The organism is Jiella soli, from assembly GCF_020615385.1.
Lineage (GTDB): Bacteria > Pseudomonadota > Alphaproteobacteria > Rhizobiales > Rhizobiaceae > VKMB-3413.
This window is the reverse complement of sequence record NZ_JAJAVB010000048.1, coordinates 190,175-210,364: the sequence shown is the minus strand read 5'-3', so window position 1 is coordinate 210,364 and position 20,190 is coordinate 190,175. Positions and strand designations below refer to the sequence as shown.

Genomic DNA, 20,190 nt, shown 5'->3' with positions numbered 1-20,190 from the left:
AAAAGTGTTACCCATGTCTCCGGTACGAAGTGTCACCTATGTCTCAGGTCGGGCAGGCATCGTCCATAAGAGAACCGCAATCCCATCCCCTCCGGCAACCCTGCGATGGTACGCCAACGTGGTGGCGGCGCGCAGCCGAAAGTCGGGGATCCACCTTCGACGAGCGATCCGGCGCGGGACCACCTCTGTCATGGTCCGGGGCGGACGATCCAGCCTGTGTTTCGGCGTGGAACATTCCGCGCCGATTGACAAGCAGCCCTGCCCTGATAGGCATCGGTCGACCCAGCGCTGCCTCGCTCAGCGATAGAATGAAGACTGAAGTAAGCCGCTTCCGTCGCACCGGCGGTAAGGCGGGGCGATCTGCGGTCACTCCCGGAAAGGATATTGATATGGCTTTGGCACGCATGACGGCCGAAAGTCGGTCGCTGCTGACCAGGCTCGTCCGCGAGCCTGCGGACCACCCGGACACCGGCTTGATTCCTGATCTTACGAAGCTCGGCTTCATCGAACGTCGCGACTCGAAGTGGTATCCGACGCGCGCGGGGAAGGACTATCTGAAAACCCAACGATGACGCTCCATCCAAACGGCGACAGCATCGGCCCGGAAATCGGACTCGATCTCGGAAAGCACGATGCGTCGATTCGATGCGCGTTCGAGCGTCCTTTGCGCGTCCGAATGGACGCGTGGCGCTCCAAGCGTTGAATGGTCCGCTGGCTGAACCGGCTCCGGTTCGCCAGTTCCTGCCGAAGAACAGGGTTCGCAACACCTCAGGAGACAGAATGGCCAGAAAGCCGAACTTCAACATGGAGCGTCAGGAACGCGACAAAGCCAAGGCCGCGAAGAAGGCCGCGAAACTGGACGCCAAGATCGCGAAGAAGGAAGACGATAGAGCGTCCGATCCCGACCGAGCGGCCGAGACGATCGCCATCAGGGAGGAGAAAGAATGAGCAACGGCTCAGATGCCCGGAAGAGCGCCGAGAGCCACTTCAAGCAGCTTCGAGACGACAAGACGACGAACAAGTCCCAAAAGCTGGAGGCCACCCGGGTGAAAGCGGACGTGGATAAGACGGCGCGCCTGAAGGCCGCCCGGGTGGCGAAGGCGGCCGAGACCCGAGAAGAAAACTAGATCTCACCTTCGAACGGTGAACCGGGCGCCCCACATGAAGCAGCCCGGTCCACTCTTGGCGCTCAGGCCATCTGAATGTTGACTGCCTTCGGCCCCTTGCCGCGATTGTCGGGCTCGGTATCGAAAGACACCTTGTCGCCGTCGTTCAGGGACCTGAGGCCGGATCTTTCGAGAGCCGAAGCGTGGACGAAGATATCACTGCCGCCGCTGTCGGGAGTGATGAAACCGAATCCCTTGTCCGCGTTGAAGAATTTTACTGTGCCTGTCTGGGCCATGTCTTTTCCGATTTGTAGCTTCCGAGCAGACCGTCGTGGCCTGCTCCGAGTACCATTGACGGCAAGCAGCAAGGACGCAAGTCGGTTTGATGGTCACAGTCTAATCCGGGACGATCGTGAATTCGAACGCAGCACTCGGTACCGGCGATACCGAGGCGTGAAGACGGGCTCCCGCAGCAGCATCTGCTTCGGCGCAATCGGCGAGCTCTTCCGGCGGCATGCCGACCGCAGCCTTGAAGTCCCGCTGGTGTTCAAGCGCGCGGAGCAATCGTGCGGCCCGTCTGGCGTGCCGTAAGGCAGGCACCTCCTTTCCCTCCCGCAGCTTAACGCCAGCGGCAGAGAGGAGAATCAGCGCGTGAAGGAAGGTCCGCTGCTCGGGGGCCTCCCGAGAAGCCTGCCACAGGCCTTCCCACGCTTCATGAGCTTCCCAGTAATAGCCGAAATTGAAGAGATCGACGCCCCATCGATACTCCTCTGACCTTAGCGCGGCATCCACACGCACCGTCGCGGCCGGCTCCGCGTCGTAGCTGTGGCCTTCTGGATGCCGCAGGGGATGCGGGAATCGTCCGGGAAGATAGGCGTAGGGCGGGAACGCTCGATGGGGCAGAAGTCGCGGGCGGGGTCCTGAACGGAGCATCATGCACGCGAATCTACCGCAGCCAATCGGGAAGACGAGTGATCCTGAACGACAGCGCTTTTAGCGTCGAGAGCGGCGTGCCCTTGCGTCGAGCGCTCAGCGGCTCGGATGCGATGCCTCCGCCCATTTCGTCCCGCCAGACATAGCTTTTCGACACCCGGTGAAATCAGTGGATACTCATCCCGCGAGCCATCGGCCAGCCGCCGTGTCAGAAGCTGCTCTTGAGGCGGACCCTCTTACGGGCGGCTGCCGCGCGCCAGCGCGCCCGCTTTTGCGGATCCAGTACCAGGGCGACGAGGCCGAGCGATCCGCCGGCGACGACCAAGGGGCCGAAACGGCCGGCCGCGAACGACAAGGTGATCAGCGCGGAGAGGGCGTATAGGGTTACGATCCCGAGCAACGCGACGCGAAGGCGGCTTTGCCCCGCCCACTCCCGCAGCCTTGTCCACGCCGCGCAGAGCGGGCTGCGGCGGGCTTCGATCTCGAAGAGGACTAAGAGCGCCTTGGGGTCCGACGCGTCCAGCGCGGCCGCGGCGCGGGCGAGATCGAGTGCCTCGGCGGTGCGGCCCTGCGTCAGCCGCGCTCTCGCCTCTGCGGTGATCGCCCGCAGATGACCGGGATCTGCCAGATAGGCCCGGCCGGCATAGGCGTTGGCCGTCTCGATCCGCCCGAGGCCGAAACAGTGTTCGGCCGCCAGCGCGAGAAGCGGCGGATCGTTCGGAGCCAGCGAAATCGCCTTCTCGAAGGAGGCGAGCGCCTTGCGCGGCTGCGACATCGCGGCTCTCAGGCCACCCATCGTGTAGTGGTTCCAGGCGTCTTCCGGCGCGAGGCGGATCGCTTCCTCGATGTGCTTCAGTGCCGCGCGGTGGCTGCGCCTGCGGCCCGAGAGAACGAGGCCGAGCATGCGATGGGCGACGTTGTCGGCGGGTGCCAGCCGCACGGCCTCACGGCAGGCCTCCACGGCCTGCTCGTGCTCGCCGAGGCAATCGCGATAGGCGCCGATCAGGTAATGGGCCGGCGCGTGGTCGGGGTTCGACGACAGCACCTGTTCCAGCGCGGCGAGCGCACGGCGCCAGTTGCGCGCCTCGGCGAAGGCCCGGGCGGCCCGCATGCCGGCCTCGAGCGCGCCGGCCTGCGCATCGTCAGCGAGCGTGTTTGTCGAGAAAGGCGGCGACATCGTCATAGAACCCGCCCTCATTGGCGAATTTTGCGTAGTTGCGGGCCTGGGTCAGCCATTCGCCCGTCGTCGGCTTCACCGTCTTCAGCGCCTCCCGGAGATCGGCCCCGGTGATCGGCGCGACGCTGTCCGCCGCGATCGAGCGCTCGATCGCAAGATCGCAGGCGGTCTCGACGAGATGGACGAGGTCGGCGCCGGAGAAGCCGCTGGTCCTGTCGGCAATGCCGGCGAGCGAAAGGGCGGAAGCCACAGGCCGGTCCTTGAGCGCGATCGACAGGATCGCCTCGCGCGCCACCCGGTCCGGCGGCGGCACGAACAGCGATCGGTCGAAGCGGCCGGGCCGGCGAAAGGCCGCATCGATCGCCCAGGGCGTGTTCGTCGCAGCGAGCACCAGGATCCCGTCATTGTCGTCCTTGAACCCGTCCATCTGATTGAGGAATGTCGACACCATGGACGACTGATAGCTGTGCTCGGAAAAGCGGCGGCGCGAGGCGAGCGCCTCGACCTCGTCGAAGAACAGGACGGCGGGACGGCGGGCGCGCGCCTCGGCAAACAGCGCGGCCACGTGCTTTTCCGATTCGCCCAGCCATTTGTCGAGGACGTCGGTGATCTCGACGGCGGTGAAGCTCGCGCCGCATTCGCTGGCCGTCGCCCGCGCCAAGAGCGTCTTGCCGCAGCCGGGAGGGCCGTAGAGGAGGACGCCGCCGCCGGCACGCCGCTTGAACCGGTCGAAGATCCCCCGCCGTTCGAAGGGCAGGATGATGCGGCGGCGGATCTGGTTCTTGACGTCGTCGAGACCGCCGATGCCTTGGAAGTCGACGCGGGCGTGGCCTGTATCGAAAGCCGGCTCCTCGCTGGCCATTTCGATGGCGCGGCGCCTCGGATCGAGCGCGACGACATTGCCGGATGCCGAGCCGCAAGGCGCCGCCGCGACGGCCTGCGCAGTAGCAAGGCTCTGGTCCAGCGCAGCGTCACGAAGCTGCGGAAAAAGCGCGAGCGCCGCCTGATAGCCCTCCCGTGCCTCACCGACGCGATCGAGGCGGAGAAGCGCCCGGGCCCTGAGGATCGCCAGCGCGCCCTCCTCGCCGCCGGTCCAGGCGAGCGCGGCCTGGGCCGCATCCTCGTCCAGAAGCAGGCGGGCGACCGTCTCGCGCAGGTCCGGATCGTAATTCTGCGGCGCCAGCCCTGCGAGGAAGCCCACGATCTCGGCGCCCTGGCCTCCGGCGCCGGCCGTGGCGATGACGATCCGCAAGAGGCCGGCACTCGGTCGCTGCCCCGCCGCCTCGATGAGTTCGTCGAGATCGCTCATGACTTCCGCATCCTTGCGCCTGACATGTCCCGCGGGGACATTCTTCACGCAATTGACGCAAGGGCAACGGACAATCTTCTGCGGCCGATCAATCCGCCGGGACGAGGGCGGCAGACAGGCCCCGGCGGGACCTCAGCTGACGATCCGGATGCGCTTCACCCGCTCGGCGATATCGGCAAAGACGCTGGTGAGCTGGCTCGCCGCGGTCACCGAATAATAGTGTCCGGCGTCGGTGGCGCAGTCCTGCAGGAGCGATGCGTTCCCCGCGACCAGCCGGATCGTATACATCTCCAGCGGGGTGCCGTCTGGATTCTTCATCGCCTTGGCGTTCTGGCAGGCGAGCTTCGTGCGTTCGTCGATCTTGCCGCTCTGGCTGGAATCGTACCAGCGGTCCTGCGTATTGTCGCCGTCCGTGAGGACGATCATGATCGCATGCCTGCGGGCATCGGTATTCGCGCCCGTCAGCGGGTAGGAGGTGGTCAGCGCCTCCATGCCCCACTGCACGCCGATGGCGATGTTGGTGTTGCCCGAGGGCGTGAGCTTCTGCACGGCCGTCTGGATGGCGGTGAGATCCGTCGTCAGGCCCTGCACCGGCTGCAGCGAGGAACTGGAATTGCAGTTGGCGGCCCGCGGGTAGAGCGTCGCGGTGACGCTCACCGACGGGGCATCGTTCTGCGTATCGTAGGGCTGCAGCCTGTCGAACACGCAGCCGGACCAGTTCCCCGTCACCTTGATGTTGGTGTAGACGCGGTTGTAGACGGTCGCGGTCGAGACCGAGCAGCTCGAGTAGCTCGAATACGCACAGCTGTAGGTGTCGCGCGAGACTACCAGCCTGGCGTCCGTCGTCTCCGTGGTTTCATATAAATATTTGATCCATTTGCGCGATGAATTGTTGTAGCCGGCATAGTAGACGCCCTGCGTGCCGATGCGGAATCCGTCCGCCGTCGAGCTGCAGTAGGACGTGTCCGGAGACGACATGAAGCTGCAGGTGACGGTGGGCGCCGTCACCATCGTCATGTTGAGGTTGTTGACGCGGACCTCGGTGTCGAAGGGCACCATCGCGACCTGGACGTTGGTCACGCCGGACGAGGCGTCGAAATTGCCGAGGAAGAGCTTCACCGCCGCCTGCATCTGCGTCATCTTGCCGGAGCTCGCCATCGAACCGGTCGAATCCAGGACGAGAACGATGTCGAGCGGAATGTCGGAATGCGCCGACACGGCCTCGACCGACATGGTCAGATCGTTGACGGCCATCAGCCCCAGGAAGGCGGTGGGAGACGAGAACTTGACGTCGTAGATGTAGCTCTTGCCGTTGATCTTGAGCTGTTTCGAAATGATCGTCACATCGCTCTCGAGATTGGCGTTGAACAGCATGTCGGCCTGACGGACGCGCTCGGTCTCGTCGTTGCCGGTATATTTCGCCGCCGCAAGCGCCGCCGCGTCCGCCGCCGTTTGCACGGACATGCGTTTGCGCAAGGCGTTGGAATAGTCGACCGCTCCGCCCATGCCGAGAATCAGCGGCACCGCCACGAGCGCCGCGATCACCCCGAAATTGCCCCGCCGATCCCCGAGGAAGCGGCCGAGAGCCGCGCCGAGAGCCGACTTCGCCATCATCCCAATCCTTCGCATCGGCGCCATGGCTGTTTCGATCCTCAAGGCAGACAGGAAATGCCCGGGATCGTTTCATGGAAGCCTTAAGAATCGATCGGAAAATTCGGTAAACTCGCGCGCAACACCTTCTGCGAGGAAGGATCGGTGCCGATATCGCGCCCGCCTGCCGGTCACTCCGCCTGGGCCGCGCTCCCGAGCGCCCTCTCGGCTCCGCCGCGGCGCTCATCGTTCAGACGCTGCGGCAGCCGGCGCAGGCTGCCCAGCCCGCGCATTCCGCTGAACTGGCAAACGAGAGGCGGCCGCCGCGGGATGCTGCGCTGCATCCTTGCGCTCTTGCCGAAGACCCGGTGCCGTAACGAAACGCCGCCATGGCCGACCGGCGTGCCTCACTGGTTGATTGACTGGCCAGTCAACGACGTTATGCTGCACGGCATGTCGTCACTCTTTACCCGCAGGGCGGGGCGCAGCACGGTCGAGACGGCGCGCCGCGAGACCCTCATCGCCGCCGCGGTCTCGGCCATCGAGGAGGCCGGGACCCTCGAGGTCACCATGGCCGAGATCGCCGCGCGGGCCGCCGTCTCGCCAGCGCTCATCCATCATTATTTCGGGACCAAGGACGATCTCCTGATCGCCGCGATGCGCCATCTCCTGCGCAATTTCCGAGCCAATGTGACGCGGCGGCTCGCCGCGGCACGGACCCCGCGCGAGCGGGTGAGCGCAATCGTCGCCGGCTGTTTCGACGACAGCCAGTTCACGCGCGAGACGATCGCGGCCTGGCTGGTCTTCTACGCCTATGCGCGGCGCTCGGGCGAGGCGGCGCGGCTCCTCAGGATCTACTTCCGGCGGCTCGAGACCAATCTCGTCTCGGCCCTGACGCCGCTCGCCGGCATGCCCGCCGCCGCCCGGATCGCTGCCGCCGCCGGCGCGATGATCGACGGGGTCTGGCTGCGCCAGGCGCTGACCCCGCTCACCCGGCCGGACCCCAAGGCCGCGGCCGCCATGATCGAACGGTATATCGAAGCGGAGATCGGATCATGACGCGAACCATCGACGAAGCCGACTATGTGATCGTCGGCTCCGGCTCGGCCGGATCCGCCCTCGCCTATCGCCTCTCGAACAACGGCGCGAACGAGGTCCTGGTGATCGAGGCCGGCGGCACCGACGCCGGGCCGTTCATCCAGATGCCGGGCGCGCTGTCCTTTCCGATGAACATGAAGCGCTACGACTGGGGCTATGTCGCGGAGGCCGAGAAGACGCTCGCCGGACGGCGGCTCGTCACCCCGCGCGGCCGCGTCATCGGCGGGTCCTCTTCGATCAACGGCATGGTCTATGTGCGCGGCCATGCGCTCGACTATGCGCATTGGGAGACGATGGGCGCAGCCGGCTGGGCCTATGCCGACGTCCTCCCCTATTTCAAGCGCATGGAGAATTTCCATGGCGGCGCCGGCCGCGGCGTCGACCCGGCCTGGCGCGGCACCGCCGGTCCGCTCAACGTCAAGAACGGCGACATGGAAAACCCGCTCTACGAGACCTTCGTCGAGGCCGGGCGGCAGGCCGGCTATCCGGTGACCGAGGACTACAATGCCGAGCGCCAGGAAGGCTTCGGCCCGATGCAGCAGACGATCTGGCAGGGTCGGCGCTGGTCCGCCGCCAACGCCTATCTGAGGCCCGCAATGGCGCGGGGCAACTGCCGCCTATTACAGGCGGAGGCGCTGTCCGTCGCCTTTGCGAGCGACAATCCGGCCCGCGCCATCGGCGTCACGGTGCGGCGCGGACGGCGGCAGACGGGGCTCATCAAGGCGCGCAAGGAAGTGGTCCTCGCCGCCGGCTCGATCAACTCGCCGGTCCTCCTCATGCATTCGGGCATCGGCGATCCCGCCGAACTCTCCCGCGTCGGCATCCGGACACGCGTGCCGCGGCCGGGGGTCGGGCAGAACCTGCAGGACCATCTCGAACTCTACATCCAGCAGACCTGCCTGCAGCCGATCACCCTCAACGGCTATCTCGGCCTCTTCTCCAAGGGCCGGGTCGGGCTCGAATGGATGCTGATGCACACCGGCTACGGCGCCACCAATCATTTCGAGGCAGCTGCCTTCATCCGCTCGGCGGCCGGCATCGAATATCCCGATATCCAGTACCATTTCCTGCCTGGCGCGATCCGCTACGACGGCAAGTCCGCCGCGCCCGGCCACGGCTTCCAGGCCCATGTCGGACCGATGCGGTCCAAGTCGCGCGGCACTGTGCGCCTGAAGAGCGCCGACCCGGCGGAAGCGCCCGCGATCCGCTTCAACTACATGTCGCATGAGGACGATTGGCGGGAATTCCGCGCCGCGATCCGCCTCACCCGCGAGATCTACGCCCAGCAAGCCTTCGATCCCTATCGCGGGCCGGAGATCCAGCCGGGCGCCGACGCCACCACCGACGAAGATCTCGACCGCTTCGTCGCCCATCATGCCGAAAGCGCCTATCACCCCTGCGGCACGGCCCGCCTCGGCGCGGTCGACGACGGCGAGGCGGTGGTCGATCCGGAATGCCGGGTAATCGGCACCGAAAACCTGCGCCTCGCCGATTCCTCGATCTTCCCGCGGATCACCAACGGCAATCTCAACGGCCCCTCGATCATGGTCGGCGAGAAGGCCGCCGACCACATTCTCGGCAAGGGAATGCTGGCGCCCGAGACGGAGCTGACCCCCTGGATCAACCCGAACTGGCGCGAGAAGCAGCGGTAGGCGTGGCTACGCGTCGAGAAAGGCCGCGATCCGATCTCGCAGACCGGCCGTCGCTCCGATCCAGCCGCCCATCTGCAGAAAGCCGTGGATCATGCCGGGCTCGCGTTGGCGAATCAGGGAAACACCGGCCTCGGCCAGTCTCGTGGCGAAGGCCTCGCCTTCGTCGCGCAGCGGGTCGCGCTCGCAGGTGACGAAAAGCGTTCTCGGCAGGCGGGAGAGATCGGGCGCGAGGAAGGGCGAGGCCTCGGGCGCATAGCGGTCGGCGCGGTCGGGAACATAGAGATCGTTCTCATAGGCGAGGGATTCGACCGTCATGACATGGCCGCTCTCCTCGGTCAGCGACGGCCAGTCCCGGTCCGGACGAAAATCGCTGTTGGGATAAAGGACGACCAGCGCCTCGGGGAGCGTCTCGCCGGCATCGCGCAGCTCCAGCGCGACGACCAGGGCGAACAGGCCACCGATCGAATCGCCGCCGATCGCGATGCGGCCGGGATCGCAGCCGAGCGCCTCCGCTTGCGCCGCCAAAGCGCGCGTTGCCGCGAAACAGTCCTCGTGCGGTGCGGGGAACGAATGGTCCGGCGCCAGGCGATAGTCGACCGCAGCGATCGCCCGAGCGGTCGAATTCGCCAGCGAGCGCAGGGCGGCGTCGTGGCTTTGAAGCGAGCCGGCCATGCCGCCGCCGCCATGATACCAGATGAGAAGCGGCAGCCTGCCTTCCCCGGCGGGTCGGTAGAGCCGCACCGGGATCGGTCCGGCCGGACTGTCGACGGCGATGTCCTCGACGGCCGCGACATCCTCCGGCGCGCCGGAGAAGTCGGCGAGGCCGCCGGTCATCGCCCGCGCATTGGCCAGCGCGTCGCCATCGTCCCGCGGTTCCGGCTGGGCGGATTGCCGCCTCGCCAGTTCGTCAAGAACGGCCTTCGCCTGCGGGTCGAGCATCGTCATATCCAACGCTTTCGTTTGAAGTAAGCCAGCAAACCAAGAGCAATCCCGGTCATGACGGCGAGCGCGACCGGATAGCCATAGGGGGACTGTGTCAGCGGCATGTTCCACTCCGAGATCTCGGGATTGAAGTTCATCCCCCAGAGCCCGGCGAGGAAGCCGAGGGGAATGAAGATCGTCGAGATGATCGTCAGGAGGTTGATCACCTCGTTGGTGCGGGCAGCCGACAGCGTCATGTGAAGATCGATCAGGCCCGAGGCGGTGTCCCGGTCGGTCTCGTTGAGATCGATCAGCTGGTCGGCATGGTCCTGGATATCGGCGAAGAAGGTCTTGGTCTCCTCGCGCAGGAACGGCCGGTCGATCCGCAGGATGACGCCGAGCGCGTCGCGCGTCGGGCGCAGCCAGCGCTTCAGCTGCAGCATGTCGCGGCGCATGGCATGGAGCTCGGGCACCTGGACGGCGTCGACATCGTCGAAGATCTCGTCCTCCAGCGCCTCCAGCCGGCCGGTCTGGGCGTCGACGACGGGAAAATAGCCGTCGACGACGGCGTCGATCAGCGCATAGGCGAGGTAGTCGGCCTGGCCGGCGAGAATGCGCGGCGCGCCCTTGGCGATGCGCGCGCGCACCGGTTCGAAGCTGTCGCCCGGCCGCTCCTGGAAGGTGAGGACGAAGCCTTCGCCGAAGAACAGCGAGATCTGCTCGGAATCCCCGTCGGGATTGAGCATGCGCATGACCACGAAGGCTAGGTCTGCGAAAACCTCGCATTTCGGCCGCTGGTCGGTGTTGACGACGTCTTCCAGCGCCAGCGGGTGAAGGCCGAAGGCGTCGCCAAGCCGGCGGATCAGCGAGATGTCGGCAAGGCCGGTGCAGTCGAGCCAGAGCTTCTGGCAGGATCCGCGGAGCGCGAGCGCCTCGTCGAGCGTGCAGCCCTCGAGCCGCTTCGTCTCCCCGTCGCCGATTCCGAAGGCGGTGAGACGCGTCACGGAGGCGTCGGGATCGGCCACCAATTGCCCGGGCGGGGCGCCGATGGCCGAGCGCTTGACCTTGTCCCGGCGCTTCGACCGCTTCCGTGTGAGCCCCGGGAGTCTCGCCATTACCGCTTGCGCCTCTCGCTTTCCTCGTCCCGCGCTCCCGTGACGGGAACGCCTAAGGGGTCATAAGGCGCAAGGCCGGTTTCGGAAGACCGGCGGGCAAGGATTGAGACTTGAGGTCGCAAGGGGGAAGCGCGGCGCGCGTCTCAGCCCCGGCCGCCGAAGACGCGCTTGGGCTTGAACGAGCCCTGCTCGATCGCGCCGAGCGCGATCAGCCGGCCATGGCCGGTGGCATAGGCCTCGTCGCAGAATACCGGCGCGTCGCGGCCCCGCAAGAGGACCTCGTTGCCCGACAGGACCCGGCCCGCCTGCTCGTCGGTCAGCGTCACCTCGTAGAGGTCGGCGAGCGCCGCCTCCGGGCTGACGATGTACTCGTCGAGCGGGCGGAAGTCGACGACGCGCGGCCGCGCGCCGGCCTCGATCGCCTCGGCGTCCAGCTGCTCCAGACCCTCTTCGGCGGCGGCCTCCAGTTCGTCCAGCGGTACGAGATCGTCCTCGCCGAAGGCGCCGACCGCGATCCGCCGGAGGTCGGCGACATGGCCGTAGCAGCCGAGCTCGCGCCCCATGTCGCGGGCGATCGAGCGGACATAGGTGCCCTTGCCGCATTCGGCCTCGAAGACCGTCGTGTCGGCGTCCGGCATGTCGACGATCTCCAGCCGGTGGACGGTGACGGTGCGCGCGGCGATCTCGACCGTCTCGCCCTCGCGGGCAAGGTCATAGGCGCGCTCGCCGGCGATCTTGATCGCCGAGAAGGTGGGCGGCACCTGGCTGATCTCGCCGAGATAGTCCGGGATGAGCGCCCGGATCTCGTCTTCTCCCGGCCGGGCGTCGGACGAGCGCACCACCGGCCCTTCCAGATCGTCGGTCGTCGTCTCGGCGCCCCAGCGCACGGCGAAGCGATAGGTCTTGCGCCCGTCCATGACGAAAGGAACGGTCTTCGTGGCATCGCCGAGCGCGATCGGCAGCATGCCGGAGGCGAGCGGATCGAGCGTGCCGGCATGGCCGGCCTTCTGCGCGAAGTAGAGCCATTTCAGCCGGCCGACCGCATCGGTCGAGCCCATGCCCCTCGGCTTGTCCAGGATGATCCAGCCGTTGATCGGCCGCCCCTTCGGCTTCTTGCCGCGCCGCGCCATCAGTCGTCGTCTCCGTCTCGTTCCGGTGTCGCCTTCGGCGCCGCGTCCTGCTCGCCGTCGCTATCGAGATCGCGCTGGACCTCGGGCGACTTCAGGAGCGCGTCGATCCGCGCGAAATTGTCGAAGGAGGTGTCGGTTCGGAACCGAACCTCCGGCATGTATTTCATCTGCCGCAAAGCCGGCGTCAGCCGACCGCGGATGAAGCGGGCGTTCTGGTTCAGCGCCTTGACGAAAGGCTCCGTCTCGTCCTGGCCGAGCACGGTGACATAGGCCGTCGCGATCTTCAGGTCGGGCGACATGCGCACTTCCGAGACCGAGACGACCGCCTTTTCGAGCAGCGGATCGGTGATCTCGCCGCGCTGGAAGATCTCCGTCAACGCGTGACGGACCTTCTCGCCCACCGACAGCATTCGCTGCGAAGGACCCTTCGCGTGTTTGGCCATGATTTTCGGATCCTATCCGCTGGTGACGTGCGGACGCTCCGGCCGCATCCGGTCACATATCGGGCGCCGACCGTCCCTGACGGCGCGGGAGCCCGGTGCCGACCATCCGGCGCCTCGGGGCCCGCCGACCGGCAGGCTCCATCGCCGCAACAGATGACGCCGTGCGAGAGGCGGCCGACCGGATCGGTCCGCCGCCTCGTGTCTTAGAGCGTGCGCGCCACGTGTTCGACGCGGAAGCACTCGATGACGTCGCCCTGGCGGATGTCCTCGTAGCGCTCGAAGGCCATGCCGCATTCCTGGCCGCTGACCACCTTCTGCACTTCGTCCTTGAAGCGCTTGAGCGTCTTGAGCGTACCTTCGTGGATGACGACGTTGTCGCGGATGAGGCGCACGCCCGCGCCGCGCTCGACCTCGCCCTCGGTGACCAGGCAGCCGGCGACCTTGCCGACCTTGGTGATGTTGAAGACCTCGCGGATCTCGGCATTGCCGAGGAAGGTCTCGCGGCGCTCCGGCGAGAGCAGGCCCGACATCGCGTCCTTCACGTCATCCACGAGGTCGTAGATGATGTTGTAGTAGCGGATCTCGATGCCCTCGCGCTCGGCCGCGTCGCGTGCCTGCTTGTTGGCGCGGACGTTGAAGCCGATGATCGCGGCGTTGGACGCCGCGGCGAGCGAAACGTCGGACTCGGTGATCGCGCCGGCGCCCGAATGGACGATGTTGGCACGCACCTCGTCGGTGCCGAGCGCGTCCAGCGCCCCGTCGATCGCCTCGATCGAGCCCTGCACGTCGCCCTTGATCAGGAGCGGGAACTGCTTCAGCCCGGTATCCTGCAGCTGCGACATCATCTGCTCGAGCGAGCCGCGCTGGCCGGCAGACTTCGCCACCTGCTTCTCGCGGGCGACACGCTGGCGGTACTCGGAGATCTCGCGGGCCTTGGCCTCGTTCTCGACGACGGCGAAGCGGTCGCCGGCATGCGGGGTTCCCTGCATGCCGAGCACTTCGACCGGCATCGACGGCGGGGCCTCCTTCAGCTGCGCGCCCTTGTCGTTGACCAGCGCACGCACCCGGCCCCACTCGTCGCCGGCGACGACGATGTCGCCGATCTTCAAGGTGCCGGTCTGGACGAGGACGGTCGCGACCGGGCCGCGGCCCTTGTCGAGCTGCGCCTCGATGACGACGCCTTCCGCGGTCCGCGCCGGATCGGCCTTGAGGTCGAGGACCTCGGACTGCAGCAGGATCGCCTCGAGCAGCTTGTCGAGACCCGTTCCCTTCAGCGCCGAGACCTCGACGTCGAGGACTTCGCCGCCCATGGATTCGACGAACACCTCGTGCTGCAGGAGCGCGCTGCGGACCTTGTTAGCGTCGGCGCCCGGCTTGTCGATCTTGTTGATCGCCACGATGATCGGGACACCTGCCGCCTTGGCGTGATTGATGGACTCGATCGTCTGCGGCATGACGCTGTCGTCGGCGGCGACCACGAGGATCGCAATGTCGGTCGCCTGCGCGCCTCTCGCTCGCATCGCCGTGAAGGCGGCATGGCCCGGCGTGTCGATGAACGAGATCTTCTGCCCGTCCTGCTCGACCTGATAGGCGCCGATATGCTGCGTGATGCCGCCGGCCTCGCCGGAGACGACGTGGGTCTTGCGGATCGCGTCGAGCAGCGAGGTCTTGCCGTGGTCGACATGGCCCATGATGGTCACGACCGGCGGTCGCGAAACCAGGTTCTCCGCCTTGTCCTGGACGTTGAAGATGCCTTCCTCGACGTCGGATTCCGCGACACGGCGCACAGTATGGCCGAATTCCGCCGCGATGAGCTCGGCGAGATCAGGCTCGATGATGTCGCCCGGCTTCATCATCTGGCCCTGCTGCATCAGGTACTTGATGACGTCGACGGAACGCTCCGACATGCGGTTGGCAAGTTCCTGGATGCTGATCGTCTCTGGAATAATCACTTCGCGTGCAATCTTCTCTCGCGGCTGGTTCTGCTGCGAGCGCTTGAATTTTTCCTGCCGGCGGCGGATCGAGGAGAGCGAGCGACCGCGCGCGCCCTCGTCGCCCGACAAGGCCTTGTCGAGCGTCAGCTTGCCGCGGCGACGTCCGTCGTCGCGATCCGGACGGGCCGGCTTGGCGGCCTCCGGCGTCGCCTTGCTGGGACGGCGCGGGCTGCCCGGACGGGCGCGACCGCTCTCCTCGTCGTCGACACCGCGGCGGCGGGAATCGACCCGGGGCGCCTTGGCCGCTGCGGCCTCGGCATCGGCCGGCGATGCGGGAGCGGCCGGAACAGCCTTCTGCCCGGGCGCCGTCTTGGCACGACGCTCCGCGTCCGCCTCGGCCTTGCGCTTGGCGGCCTGCTCGGCCTCGAGACGCGCCTGCTCCTCGGCCTGACGACGCTCGGATTCCTCGCGCTCTGCACGACGGCGTTCGTCGTCCGCGATCCGGCGGGCTTCTTCCTCCTGGAAGAGCCGCCGGGCCTCGACCTCGCGCTGCTTGGCGATCTCGAGCGCGCGGCGGCGCGCGTCCATCTCACGGGAAGACAGATCGCTCAGAACCGCGCCGCGGGGCTGGCGTCCGCCGGCATTGTTGTTGCCGGTCTGCTGCGGACCGCGACGATCGTCGCGGCCGCCGGGACGGTTGCCGGATTGGCCCTGGCGTCCCGCCTGCTGACCCTGATTACCGCCCGGGCGCCCGGACGACTGCCCGGGACCGCCGGGACGGCCGCGATTCTGCGGGCCCGAATCGGTGCGTCCGGTCTGGGCCGGGCGGTTGCCGGCGGCCTGCGTGGGCGTCGGCGCACGGTCGACACGAGCCTCGGCCCGGGGGGCCACAGTCTGGCGCGCCTCCGGCGGCGTCGGCTGGGCGGCAGCGGCCGGAGCTTCGGCCTGCGGCTTCGCCGCTACGGGTTCGGCGGCAGCAGGCGCTTCGACCGGCGCCTGGGCGGCAGGCGCTTCCGGTGCCTCGGCGGCCGGCTGCGGAGCCGGCGCGGCGGCAGGAGCCTCGGGAGCCGGCGCGGCTTCCGGCGCCTTGGCCTCCGGCTGCGGCGTCGCGGCCTGTGCTTCCGGCGCCGTCCCGTCCCGAGGCTCGGGCGCAGTCGCTGCCGCGGACTGCTGTCCCGGCTTCGGACCGATCTGGATCTGAGGGGGGCGACCACCGCTCGTCTGCGGCGGCATCGGCGGCGCGACATGCGGCTTCGCCGGCGCAGCGGACGAGGCCGGCTGCTGCGGCTGCTGCGGCTGAGCCTGCGCCGGGCGCGGCTTCAGACCCGCCGCGACCGCCGGGGCTGCCGGCTCGTCGGGCTTGTGGATCCGCCGCTTCTTGGTCTCGACCACGACATTCTTCGTGCGCCCGTGGCTGAAGTTCTGCCGAACCGTGGACTGCTCGACGCCGCCACGCTTCAAGGTCAGGGTCTTCTTCGTGCTCACGCTCAGCGTCTTGTCGTCGCCGGACTTGGTATCGCTCATCTACGCTTCCGCTTCCTGCGCGGGATCGATCCCGCACCCTTCATCTTGCCTGGAGCGTCGCTCGGAAGGCGCTCCCGTGTCGATTACAGTCTCAGTCCGGCCGTCGGTTCACCCCAAAAGGGCGTCGCCATCGGCCATATCGGGGCATAAGCCCCGGTATTTCGCCAGCGCTTCCAAGCGCTTTCGAGCAGCCGAGCCTGCATCACCGGCAAGGATGGCTGCATGTATCACATTCACCCCACCCAACGCCAAACCCAATTCGTCGGATTGGATAAGGCGGAGTGCCGGCACCATCTTCTCTACAATCCCTGCCGCAGCGGCAAGCCGCGCGGCATCGAGCTTGCGAATTCCATCCGGCGCGGCATCCACCGCATGAACCACCAGAACCGCACGGCCGGAGCGCACGGCGGTCGACACCTTCTCGGCGCCGGTCACCAGTTGCCCCGCCTTCTTGGCAAAGCCCAGCGACCCGCAGGCCAACTTCACCAGCAGCGCATCGACGCGCTCGCCGAGATCCGCCGGCACCTTCGTCTCCGCGCGGAAGGCCCGCGCGAACAGCTTGCGCCGCGCCGCCTCATCCACCGCCCGGCGGTCGAAGGCGACGTGCGCGCCCCGGCCCGGAAGCCGGCGGCGCAAATCGGGCACGACGTCGCCGTCGGGGCTGCGGACGAATCTCAGGAGATCCTCCGCCGACTGGGTCGTACGCGTGACGATGCAGGTGCGCTCGTTCAACCGGCTTTCCCCGTCGTCCTTGCCGCCTGCCTCGCCGGGATCCACCCGCAGCGCTTCGCCCGTCTCCTCGCCCGTCATCCCGGCCGTCCGTTCGATGGGCCTGTCCCTCAGACCGCCGCCTCGGCTTCCGCCGCCGCGTCCTGATCTTCGTCCTCGCCGATTTCTTCAGGACCGGCGAGATCGGCCTCCGTGATCCAGCCCGCCTTCAGACGCGCGGCGATGATCATCTGCTCGGCATCCGTACGCGAGACGTCGAAATTCGAGAGCGCGCCGGCAAACCGCTTGGTTTCTCCGTCCTTGCGCTCGGTCCAGCCCACGAGGTCGTCGGCGGCACAGCCGGCGAAGTCGTCGAGGCTCTTGATGCCGTCCTCGCCGAGCGCGACCAGCATCGGCGTCGTCAGGCCGGCGATCTCCTTGAGCTCGTCGGCAACGCCGAGTTCCACGCGCTTGGCCTCGTGCTCGGCCTCGATCCGATCGAGATATTCGCGGGCCCGCTCCTGGATCTCCGAGGCCGTGTCGTCGTCGAAGCCCTCGATCGAGGCCACCTCGTCCTGATCGACATAGGCCACTTCCTCCACCGACGTGAAGCCCTCGGAGGCGAGCAGCTGGCCAACCATCTCGTCGACGTTCAGCGCTTCCATGAAGGTTTCCGAACGCTCGACGAATTCCTTCTGCCGGCGCTCCGATTCCTCCTGCTCGGTGAGAATGTCGATATCCCAGCCGGTCAGCTGCGAGGCGAGACGCACGTTCTGGCCGCGCCGACCGATCGCAAGCGACAATTGGTCATCGGGGACGACGACTTCAATACGCTCGGCGTCCTCGTCGAGCACGACCTTGGCGACTTCCGCCGGCTGCAGCGCATTGACGAGGAAGGCCGCAGCGTCCGGCGACCAGGGAATGATGTCGATCTTCTCGCCCTGCAACTCGCCGACGACCGCCTGCACGCGCGAGCCGCGCATGCCGACGCAGGCGCCGACCGGATCGACCGAGGAATCGGAGGAGACCACGGCAATCTTGGCCCTCGACCCGGGATCGCGGGCAACCGCCTTGATGGTGATGATGCCGTCGTAGATCTCCGGCACTTCCATGGTGAAGAGCTTCGCCATGAACTGCGGATGGGTGCGCGACAGGAAGATCTGCGGGCCGCGCTGTTCGCGCCTGACGTCGTAGACGAAGGCGCGCACGCGATCGCCGTAGCGAAACGCCTCGCGCGGGATCTGCTCGTCGCGCCGGATGATGCCCTCGCCGCGGCCGAGGTCGACGATGACGTTGCCGTATTCGACGCGCTTGACGGTACCGTTGACGATCTCGCCGACGCGGTCCTTGAACTCGTCATACTGGCGGTCGCGCTCGGCCTCGCGGACCTTCTGCACGATGACCTGCTTGGCGGACTGGGCGGCGATACGGCCGAAATCCATCGGCGGCAGCTGCTCGGCGATGAAGTCGCCGGGCTCTGCGTCGGGATTCTTGTCGCGGGCGAGTTCCAGATAGATCTGGGTGTTCGGGTTCTCGACATCCTCGACCACTTCGAGCAGCCGCTGCAGCTTCATCTCGCCGGTCTTCTGGTTGATGTCGACCCGGATGTTGGTCTCCTGGCCATAGCGGCTGCGCGCCGCCTTCTGAATGGCGTCGGCCATGGCGCCGATGACGATCTCGCGATCGATCGACTTTTCGCGCGCGACGGCATCCGCGATCTGCAGAAGCTCCAGCCTGTTCGCACTGACTGCCATTGTCTTTCTCCTGATTTCAGGCCGCCAGCATCTTTCCTTGGCGGCGGCCCCATCACATTTTTGCGTTCGCGCCGCAGTCCCGCCACAGGCGGTCGCGCGCTTCCTCCGTCTTCAGCCTCAGTGGCCGGCGGGTCCGGCCGCCTCGTCGTCCTCGATCGTCTCGCCGCGCGCCTTGCGCGCCGCCTTGTCCGCCTTCAGTGCGGCCTGGATCAGGTCGTCGGTCAGGATCAGGCGTGCCTCGCCGATCGCATCGAAGGGAATCTCCACGGCGCTCGGCTCGCCATAGGCGACCTGATCGCGCTCGACGCGGATTCCCGCGTCGGTCACGTCGACGATGCGGCCCCGATAGCGCTTGCGCTCGTCGATCAGCCTGGACGTCTCGAGCTTCATCAGGAAGCCGGCCCAGGTTTCGAAGTCGCTCCGGCGCACCAGCGGCCGATCGATCCCCGGCGAGGAGATCTCGAGGTGATAGGCCTTATCGATCGGATCGGCGACGTCGAGCACCGGCGAAATGCCCCGCGAGACCGCCTCGCAGTCCTCGACCGACATCGTTCCGTCCGGCCGCTCGGCCATGATCTGCAGCGTGAAGCCGTTCAGGCCGGACGTGCGTACCCGCACCAGCCGATAGCCGAGCTGCTCGATCGCCGGCTCGACGATAGCGGCGACCTTGCCCTCCAGGCCCTGTTCCTTGACGATACGATCGTTTCGGTCCGACACGGTGCTCCAGAAATCTCGTGGTTCGGCCATCGATGGCCGGTTCTCCAGGATCCCGCAAGCGGCGCGGGGTCGACGGCCGGACGGCTGATCCGATCGGCGAGGCCCCAGTAACAAAAAAGAGCGGGACCGGCAGGACCCACTCTCTCGATGCCATCGCGAGAATTTCGCTGTCATATACACCCCTGGCCGAGACTCTTCAAGCCGCGCATCGGATCGAATGCGATCGCGCCGTCGACGCTCCGATAAGCCGCACGGAGGCGGAAGACGCGCCGAATTCGCCGCGGCGCCTTTCGTCAGACCCGCAGGAAGGTCAGATAGGCTGGCCGGCGCCCTTCCCGGATCGCCTTCGCCTCGTAGCGGGTGCCCGGCCAGCCGGCATAGGGCGCGTGCCAGTCCGCCACCGTCGTCGCGGTCCATTCGAAGGCCGGATGGTCGCGGCAGTGGATCAGCGTCCAGTCGACATAGGTGTCGATGTCGGAGGCGAAGCGGAAGGCGGCGCCTGGCCTCATCACGCGTGCGAGCCGATCGAGATTGCGATGACTGACGAAGCGGCGCTTGAAGTGCCGCTTCTTCGGCCAGGGATCCGGATAGAGGAGGTCGACGCCGGACAGGCTCGCCTCCGGCAGCCAGTCGAGGAGCCGGGTGGCATCGTCGTCATAGAGGCGGAGATTGGGCCGGGGCGCATCCTCCTGCGCCGAGAGGAGCTTGGCCATGCCATTGACGAAGGGCTCGACGCCGATGAAGCCGACCTGCGGCGCCTCGCCGGTCCGGTGGAGCAGATGCTCGCCGCCGCCGAAGCCGATCTCGAGGCGCACCGCCGTCACCGGCGCGGAAAACAGGCTTGCGAGGTCCTCCGGCGCAGGCCGATCGAGGTCGAGCCGCAGTTCCGGCAGCCGCGCCGCGATTAGCTCCGCCTGGTGCGGCCGCAGCTTCGGCCCCTTGAGGCGCCCGAAGAAGGCTTCGCGCTGGCGGGTCGGATGATGCTCGTCGGCCATGAGGATGCTCTCGATCGATCCTGGCAAAACGCATTCGGCCGCGCGGCGACTGGCCGCGCGGCCGAAGGGTGGCACCGGCGCCTC

General features: G+C 67.1%; 19 protein-coding genes and 1 pseudogene. 5 read left to right on the top strand and 15 right to left on the bottom strand.

Annotated features, from left to right (window positions below; all coding sequences use genetic code 11):
• Positions 1-389 precede the first annotated feature (389 nt).
• The 3 genes from LH400_RS25850 to LH400_RS25840 all read left to right on the top strand — a co-directional run bounded on the left by LH400_RS25850 (position 390) and on the right by LH400_RS25840 (position 1,127).
• Positions 390-572 carry a hypothetical protein gene (locus LH400_RS25850; RefSeq protein ID WP_229156333.1) on the top strand — a complete coding sequence of 61 codons (183 nt, stop codon included), beginning with the start codon at positions 390-392 and terminating at the stop codon, positions 570-572.
• A 112-nt stretch (positions 573-684) separates the two neighbouring features.
• Positions 685-948, top strand: a complete 264-nt coding sequence (locus LH400_RS25845) for a GNAT family protein (protein WP_229156332.1) — start codon at positions 685-687, stop codon at positions 946-948.
• On the top strand, positions 945-1,127 hold the full coding sequence (locus tag LH400_RS25840) for a hypothetical protein (RefSeq protein WP_229156331.1): 183 nt from the start codon (positions 945-947) through the stop codon (positions 1,125-1,127). Before LH400_RS25845 ends, LH400_RS25840 begins: the two co-directional genes overlap by 4 nt.
• A 62-nt stretch (positions 1,128-1,189) precedes the next feature.
• On the opposite strand, the gene LH400_RS25835 is transcribed toward LH400_RS25840, so the two are convergent.
• The 5 genes from LH400_RS25835 to LH400_RS25815 form a co-directional block, all read right to left on the bottom strand.
• A complete protein-coding gene (locus LH400_RS25835; RefSeq protein WP_083590111.1) occupies positions 1,190-1,402 on the bottom strand; it encodes a cold-shock protein in 213 nt (70 codons plus the stop codon).
• Positions 1,403-1,502: 100 nt separating this feature from the next.
• Positions 1,503-2,042, bottom strand: coding sequence for a DUF309 domain-containing protein (locus LH400_RS25830; protein WP_229156330.1), 540 nt, complete (start codon positions 2,040-2,042; stop codon positions 1,503-1,505).
• Positions 2,043-2,247: 205 nt separating this feature from the next.
• On the bottom strand, positions 2,248-3,222 hold the full coding sequence (locus tag LH400_RS25825) for a tetratricopeptide repeat protein (protein ID WP_229156329.1): 975 nt from the start codon (positions 3,220-3,222) through the stop codon (positions 2,248-2,250).
• Positions 3,182-4,525 carry an ATP-binding protein gene (locus tag LH400_RS25820; protein WP_229156328.1) on the bottom strand — a complete coding sequence of 448 codons (1,344 nt, stop codon included), beginning with the start codon at positions 4,523-4,525 and terminating at the stop codon, positions 3,182-3,184. The genes LH400_RS25825 and LH400_RS25820 overlap by 41 nt, the downstream gene beginning before the upstream one ends.
• Before the next feature lie 132 nt (positions 4,526-4,657).
• A complete protein-coding gene (locus LH400_RS25815) occupies positions 4,658-6,136 on the bottom strand; it encodes a TadE/TadG family type IV pilus assembly protein (protein WP_229156327.1) in 1,479 nt (492 codons plus the stop codon).
• Between the two features lie 432 nt (positions 6,137-6,568).
• On the opposite strand from LH400_RS25815, the gene betI reads away from it, so the two are divergent.
• Both betI and betA read left to right on the top strand, forming a co-directional pair.
• Positions 6,569-7,174, top strand: coding sequence for a choline-binding transcriptional repressor BetI (gene betI, locus LH400_RS25810; RefSeq protein ID WP_229156326.1), 606 nt, complete (start codon positions 6,569-6,571; stop codon positions 7,172-7,174).
• On the top strand, positions 7,171-8,865 hold the full coding sequence (betA, locus tag LH400_RS25805; RefSeq protein ID WP_229156325.1) for a choline dehydrogenase: 1,695 nt from the start codon (positions 7,171-7,173) through the stop codon (positions 8,863-8,865). The genes betI and betA overlap by 4 nt, the downstream gene beginning before the upstream one ends.
• Positions 8,866-8,871: 6 nt before the next feature.
• Here betA and LH400_RS25800 read toward each other — a convergent pair whose 3' ends face one another.
• The 10 genes and pseudogenes from LH400_RS25800 to trmB all read right to left on the bottom strand — a co-directional run bounded on the left by LH400_RS25800 (position 8,872) and on the right by trmB (position 20,106).
• Complete coding sequence (locus tag LH400_RS25800; protein ID WP_229156324.1) at positions 8,872-9,810, bottom strand: alpha/beta hydrolase; 939 nt, start codon at positions 9,808-9,810, stop codon at positions 8,872-8,874.
• Positions 9,807-10,901 carry a magnesium/cobalt transporter CorA gene (gene corA / locus LH400_RS25795; protein WP_229156323.1) on the bottom strand — a complete coding sequence of 365 codons (1,095 nt, stop codon included), beginning with the start codon at positions 10,899-10,901 and terminating at the stop codon, positions 9,807-9,809. The genes LH400_RS25800 and corA overlap by 4 nt, the downstream gene beginning before the upstream one ends.
• 143 nt (positions 10,902-11,044) lie before the next feature.
• A complete protein-coding gene (gene truB, locus LH400_RS25790; protein ID WP_229156322.1) occupies positions 11,045-12,031 on the bottom strand; it encodes a tRNA pseudouridine(55) synthase TruB in 987 nt (328 codons plus the stop codon).
• Positions 12,031-12,474: a 30S ribosome-binding factor RbfA gene (gene rbfA / locus LH400_RS25785; protein ID WP_229156321.1), complete on the bottom strand. Its 444-nt coding sequence runs from the start codon at positions 12,472-12,474 to the stop codon at positions 12,031-12,033. The genes truB and rbfA overlap by 1 nt, the downstream gene beginning before the upstream one ends.
• Positions 12,475-12,677: 203 nt before the next feature.
• Positions 12,678-15,299 carry a translation initiation factor IF-2 gene (gene infB, locus LH400_RS25780; protein WP_370638496.1) on the bottom strand — a complete coding sequence of 874 codons (2,622 nt, stop codon included), beginning with the start codon at positions 15,297-15,299 and terminating at the stop codon, positions 12,678-12,680.
• Positions 15,300-15,785: 486 nt separating this feature from the next.
• Positions 15,786-15,932: pseudogene (locus LH400_RS26480) on the bottom strand (translation initiation factor IF-2 associated domain-containing protein); the annotation flags it as partial.
• Positions 15,933-16,040: 108 nt separating this feature from the next.
• Positions 16,041-16,742, bottom strand: a complete 702-nt coding sequence (locus tag LH400_RS25775) for an RNA-binding protein (protein ID WP_255618252.1) — start codon at positions 16,740-16,742, stop codon at positions 16,041-16,043.
• Positions 16,743-16,771: 29 nt separating this feature from the next.
• Positions 16,772-18,394 carry a transcription termination factor NusA gene (nusA, locus tag LH400_RS25770; protein WP_229156319.1) on the bottom strand — a complete coding sequence of 541 codons (1,623 nt, stop codon included), beginning with the start codon at positions 18,392-18,394 and terminating at the stop codon, positions 16,772-16,774.
• Positions 18,395-18,511: 117 nt separating this feature from the next.
• Complete coding sequence (rimP, locus tag LH400_RS25765) at positions 18,512-19,141, bottom strand: ribosome maturation factor RimP (protein WP_229156318.1); 630 nt, start codon at positions 19,139-19,141, stop codon at positions 18,512-18,514.
• A gap of 263 nt (positions 19,142-19,404) precedes the next feature.
• Positions 19,405-20,106 (bottom strand): tRNA (guanine(46)-N(7))-methyltransferase TrmB, encoded by a 702-nt coding sequence (trmB, locus tag LH400_RS25760; protein ID WP_229156317.1) that lies wholly within the window; start codon positions 20,104-20,106, stop codon positions 19,405-19,407.
• Between the last annotated feature and the right edge of the window lie 84 nt (positions 20,107-20,190).

Excerpts from the sequence above, each read along its gene's own strand:
- LH400_RS25850 (WP_229156333.1), top strand. The coding sequence starts at position 390 with ATGGCTTTGGCACGCATGACGGCCGAAAGTCGGTCGCTGCTGACCAGG.
- LH400_RS25840 (WP_229156331.1), top strand. The coding sequence starts at position 945 with ATGAGCAACGGCTCAGATGCCCGGAAGAGCGCCGAGAGCCACTTCAAG.
- LH400_RS25835 (WP_083590111.1), bottom strand. The coding sequence starts at position 1,402 with ATGGCCCAGACAGGCACAGTAAAATTCTTCAACGCGGACAAGGGATTC.
- LH400_RS25830 (WP_229156330.1), bottom strand. The coding sequence starts at position 2,042 with ATGATGCTCCGTTCAGGACCCCGCCCGCGACTTCTGCCCCATCGAGCG.
- LH400_RS25825 (WP_229156329.1), bottom strand. The coding sequence starts at position 3,222 with ATGACGATGTCGCCGCCTTTCTCGACAAACACGCTCGCTGACGATGCG.
- LH400_RS25820 (WP_229156328.1), bottom strand. The coding sequence starts at position 4,525 with ATGAGCGATCTCGACGAACTCATCGAGGCGGCGGGGCAGCGACCGAGT.
- LH400_RS25815 (WP_229156327.1), bottom strand. The coding sequence starts at position 6,136 with ATGGCGAAGTCGGCTCTCGGCGCGGCTCTCGGCCGCTTCCTCGGGGAT.
- betI (WP_229156326.1), top strand. The coding sequence starts at position 6,569 with ATGTCGTCACTCTTTACCCGCAGGGCGGGGCGCAGCACGGTCGAGACG.
- betA (WP_229156325.1), top strand. The coding sequence starts at position 7,171 with ATGACGCGAACCATCGACGAAGCCGACTATGTGATCGTCGGCTCCGGC.
- LH400_RS25800 (WP_229156324.1), bottom strand. The coding sequence starts at position 9,810 with ATGACGATGCTCGACCCGCAGGCGAAGGCCGTTCTTGACGAACTGGCG.
- corA (WP_229156323.1), bottom strand. The coding sequence starts at position 10,901 with ATGGCGAGACTCCCGGGGCTCACACGGAAGCGGTCGAAGCGCCGGGAC.
- truB (WP_229156322.1), bottom strand. The coding sequence starts at position 12,031 with ATGGCGCGGCGCGGCAAGAAGCCGAAGGGGCGGCCGATCAACGGCTGG.
- rbfA (WP_229156321.1), bottom strand. The coding sequence starts at position 12,474 with ATGGCCAAACACGCGAAGGGTCCTTCGCAGCGAATGCTGTCGGTGGGC.
- LH400_RS25775 (WP_255618252.1), bottom strand. The coding sequence starts at position 16,742 with ATGACGGGCGAGGAGACGGGCGAAGCGCTGCGGGTGGATCCCGGCGAG.
- nusA (WP_229156319.1), bottom strand. The coding sequence starts at position 18,394 with ATGGCAGTCAGTGCGAACAGGCTGGAGCTTCTGCAGATCGCGGATGCC.
- rimP (WP_229156318.1), bottom strand. The coding sequence starts at position 19,141 with ATGGCCGAACCACGAGATTTCTGGAGCACCGTGTCGGACCGAAACGAT.
- trmB (WP_229156317.1), bottom strand. The coding sequence starts at position 20,106 with ATGGCCGACGAGCATCATCCGACCCGCCAGCGCGAAGCCTTCTTCGGG.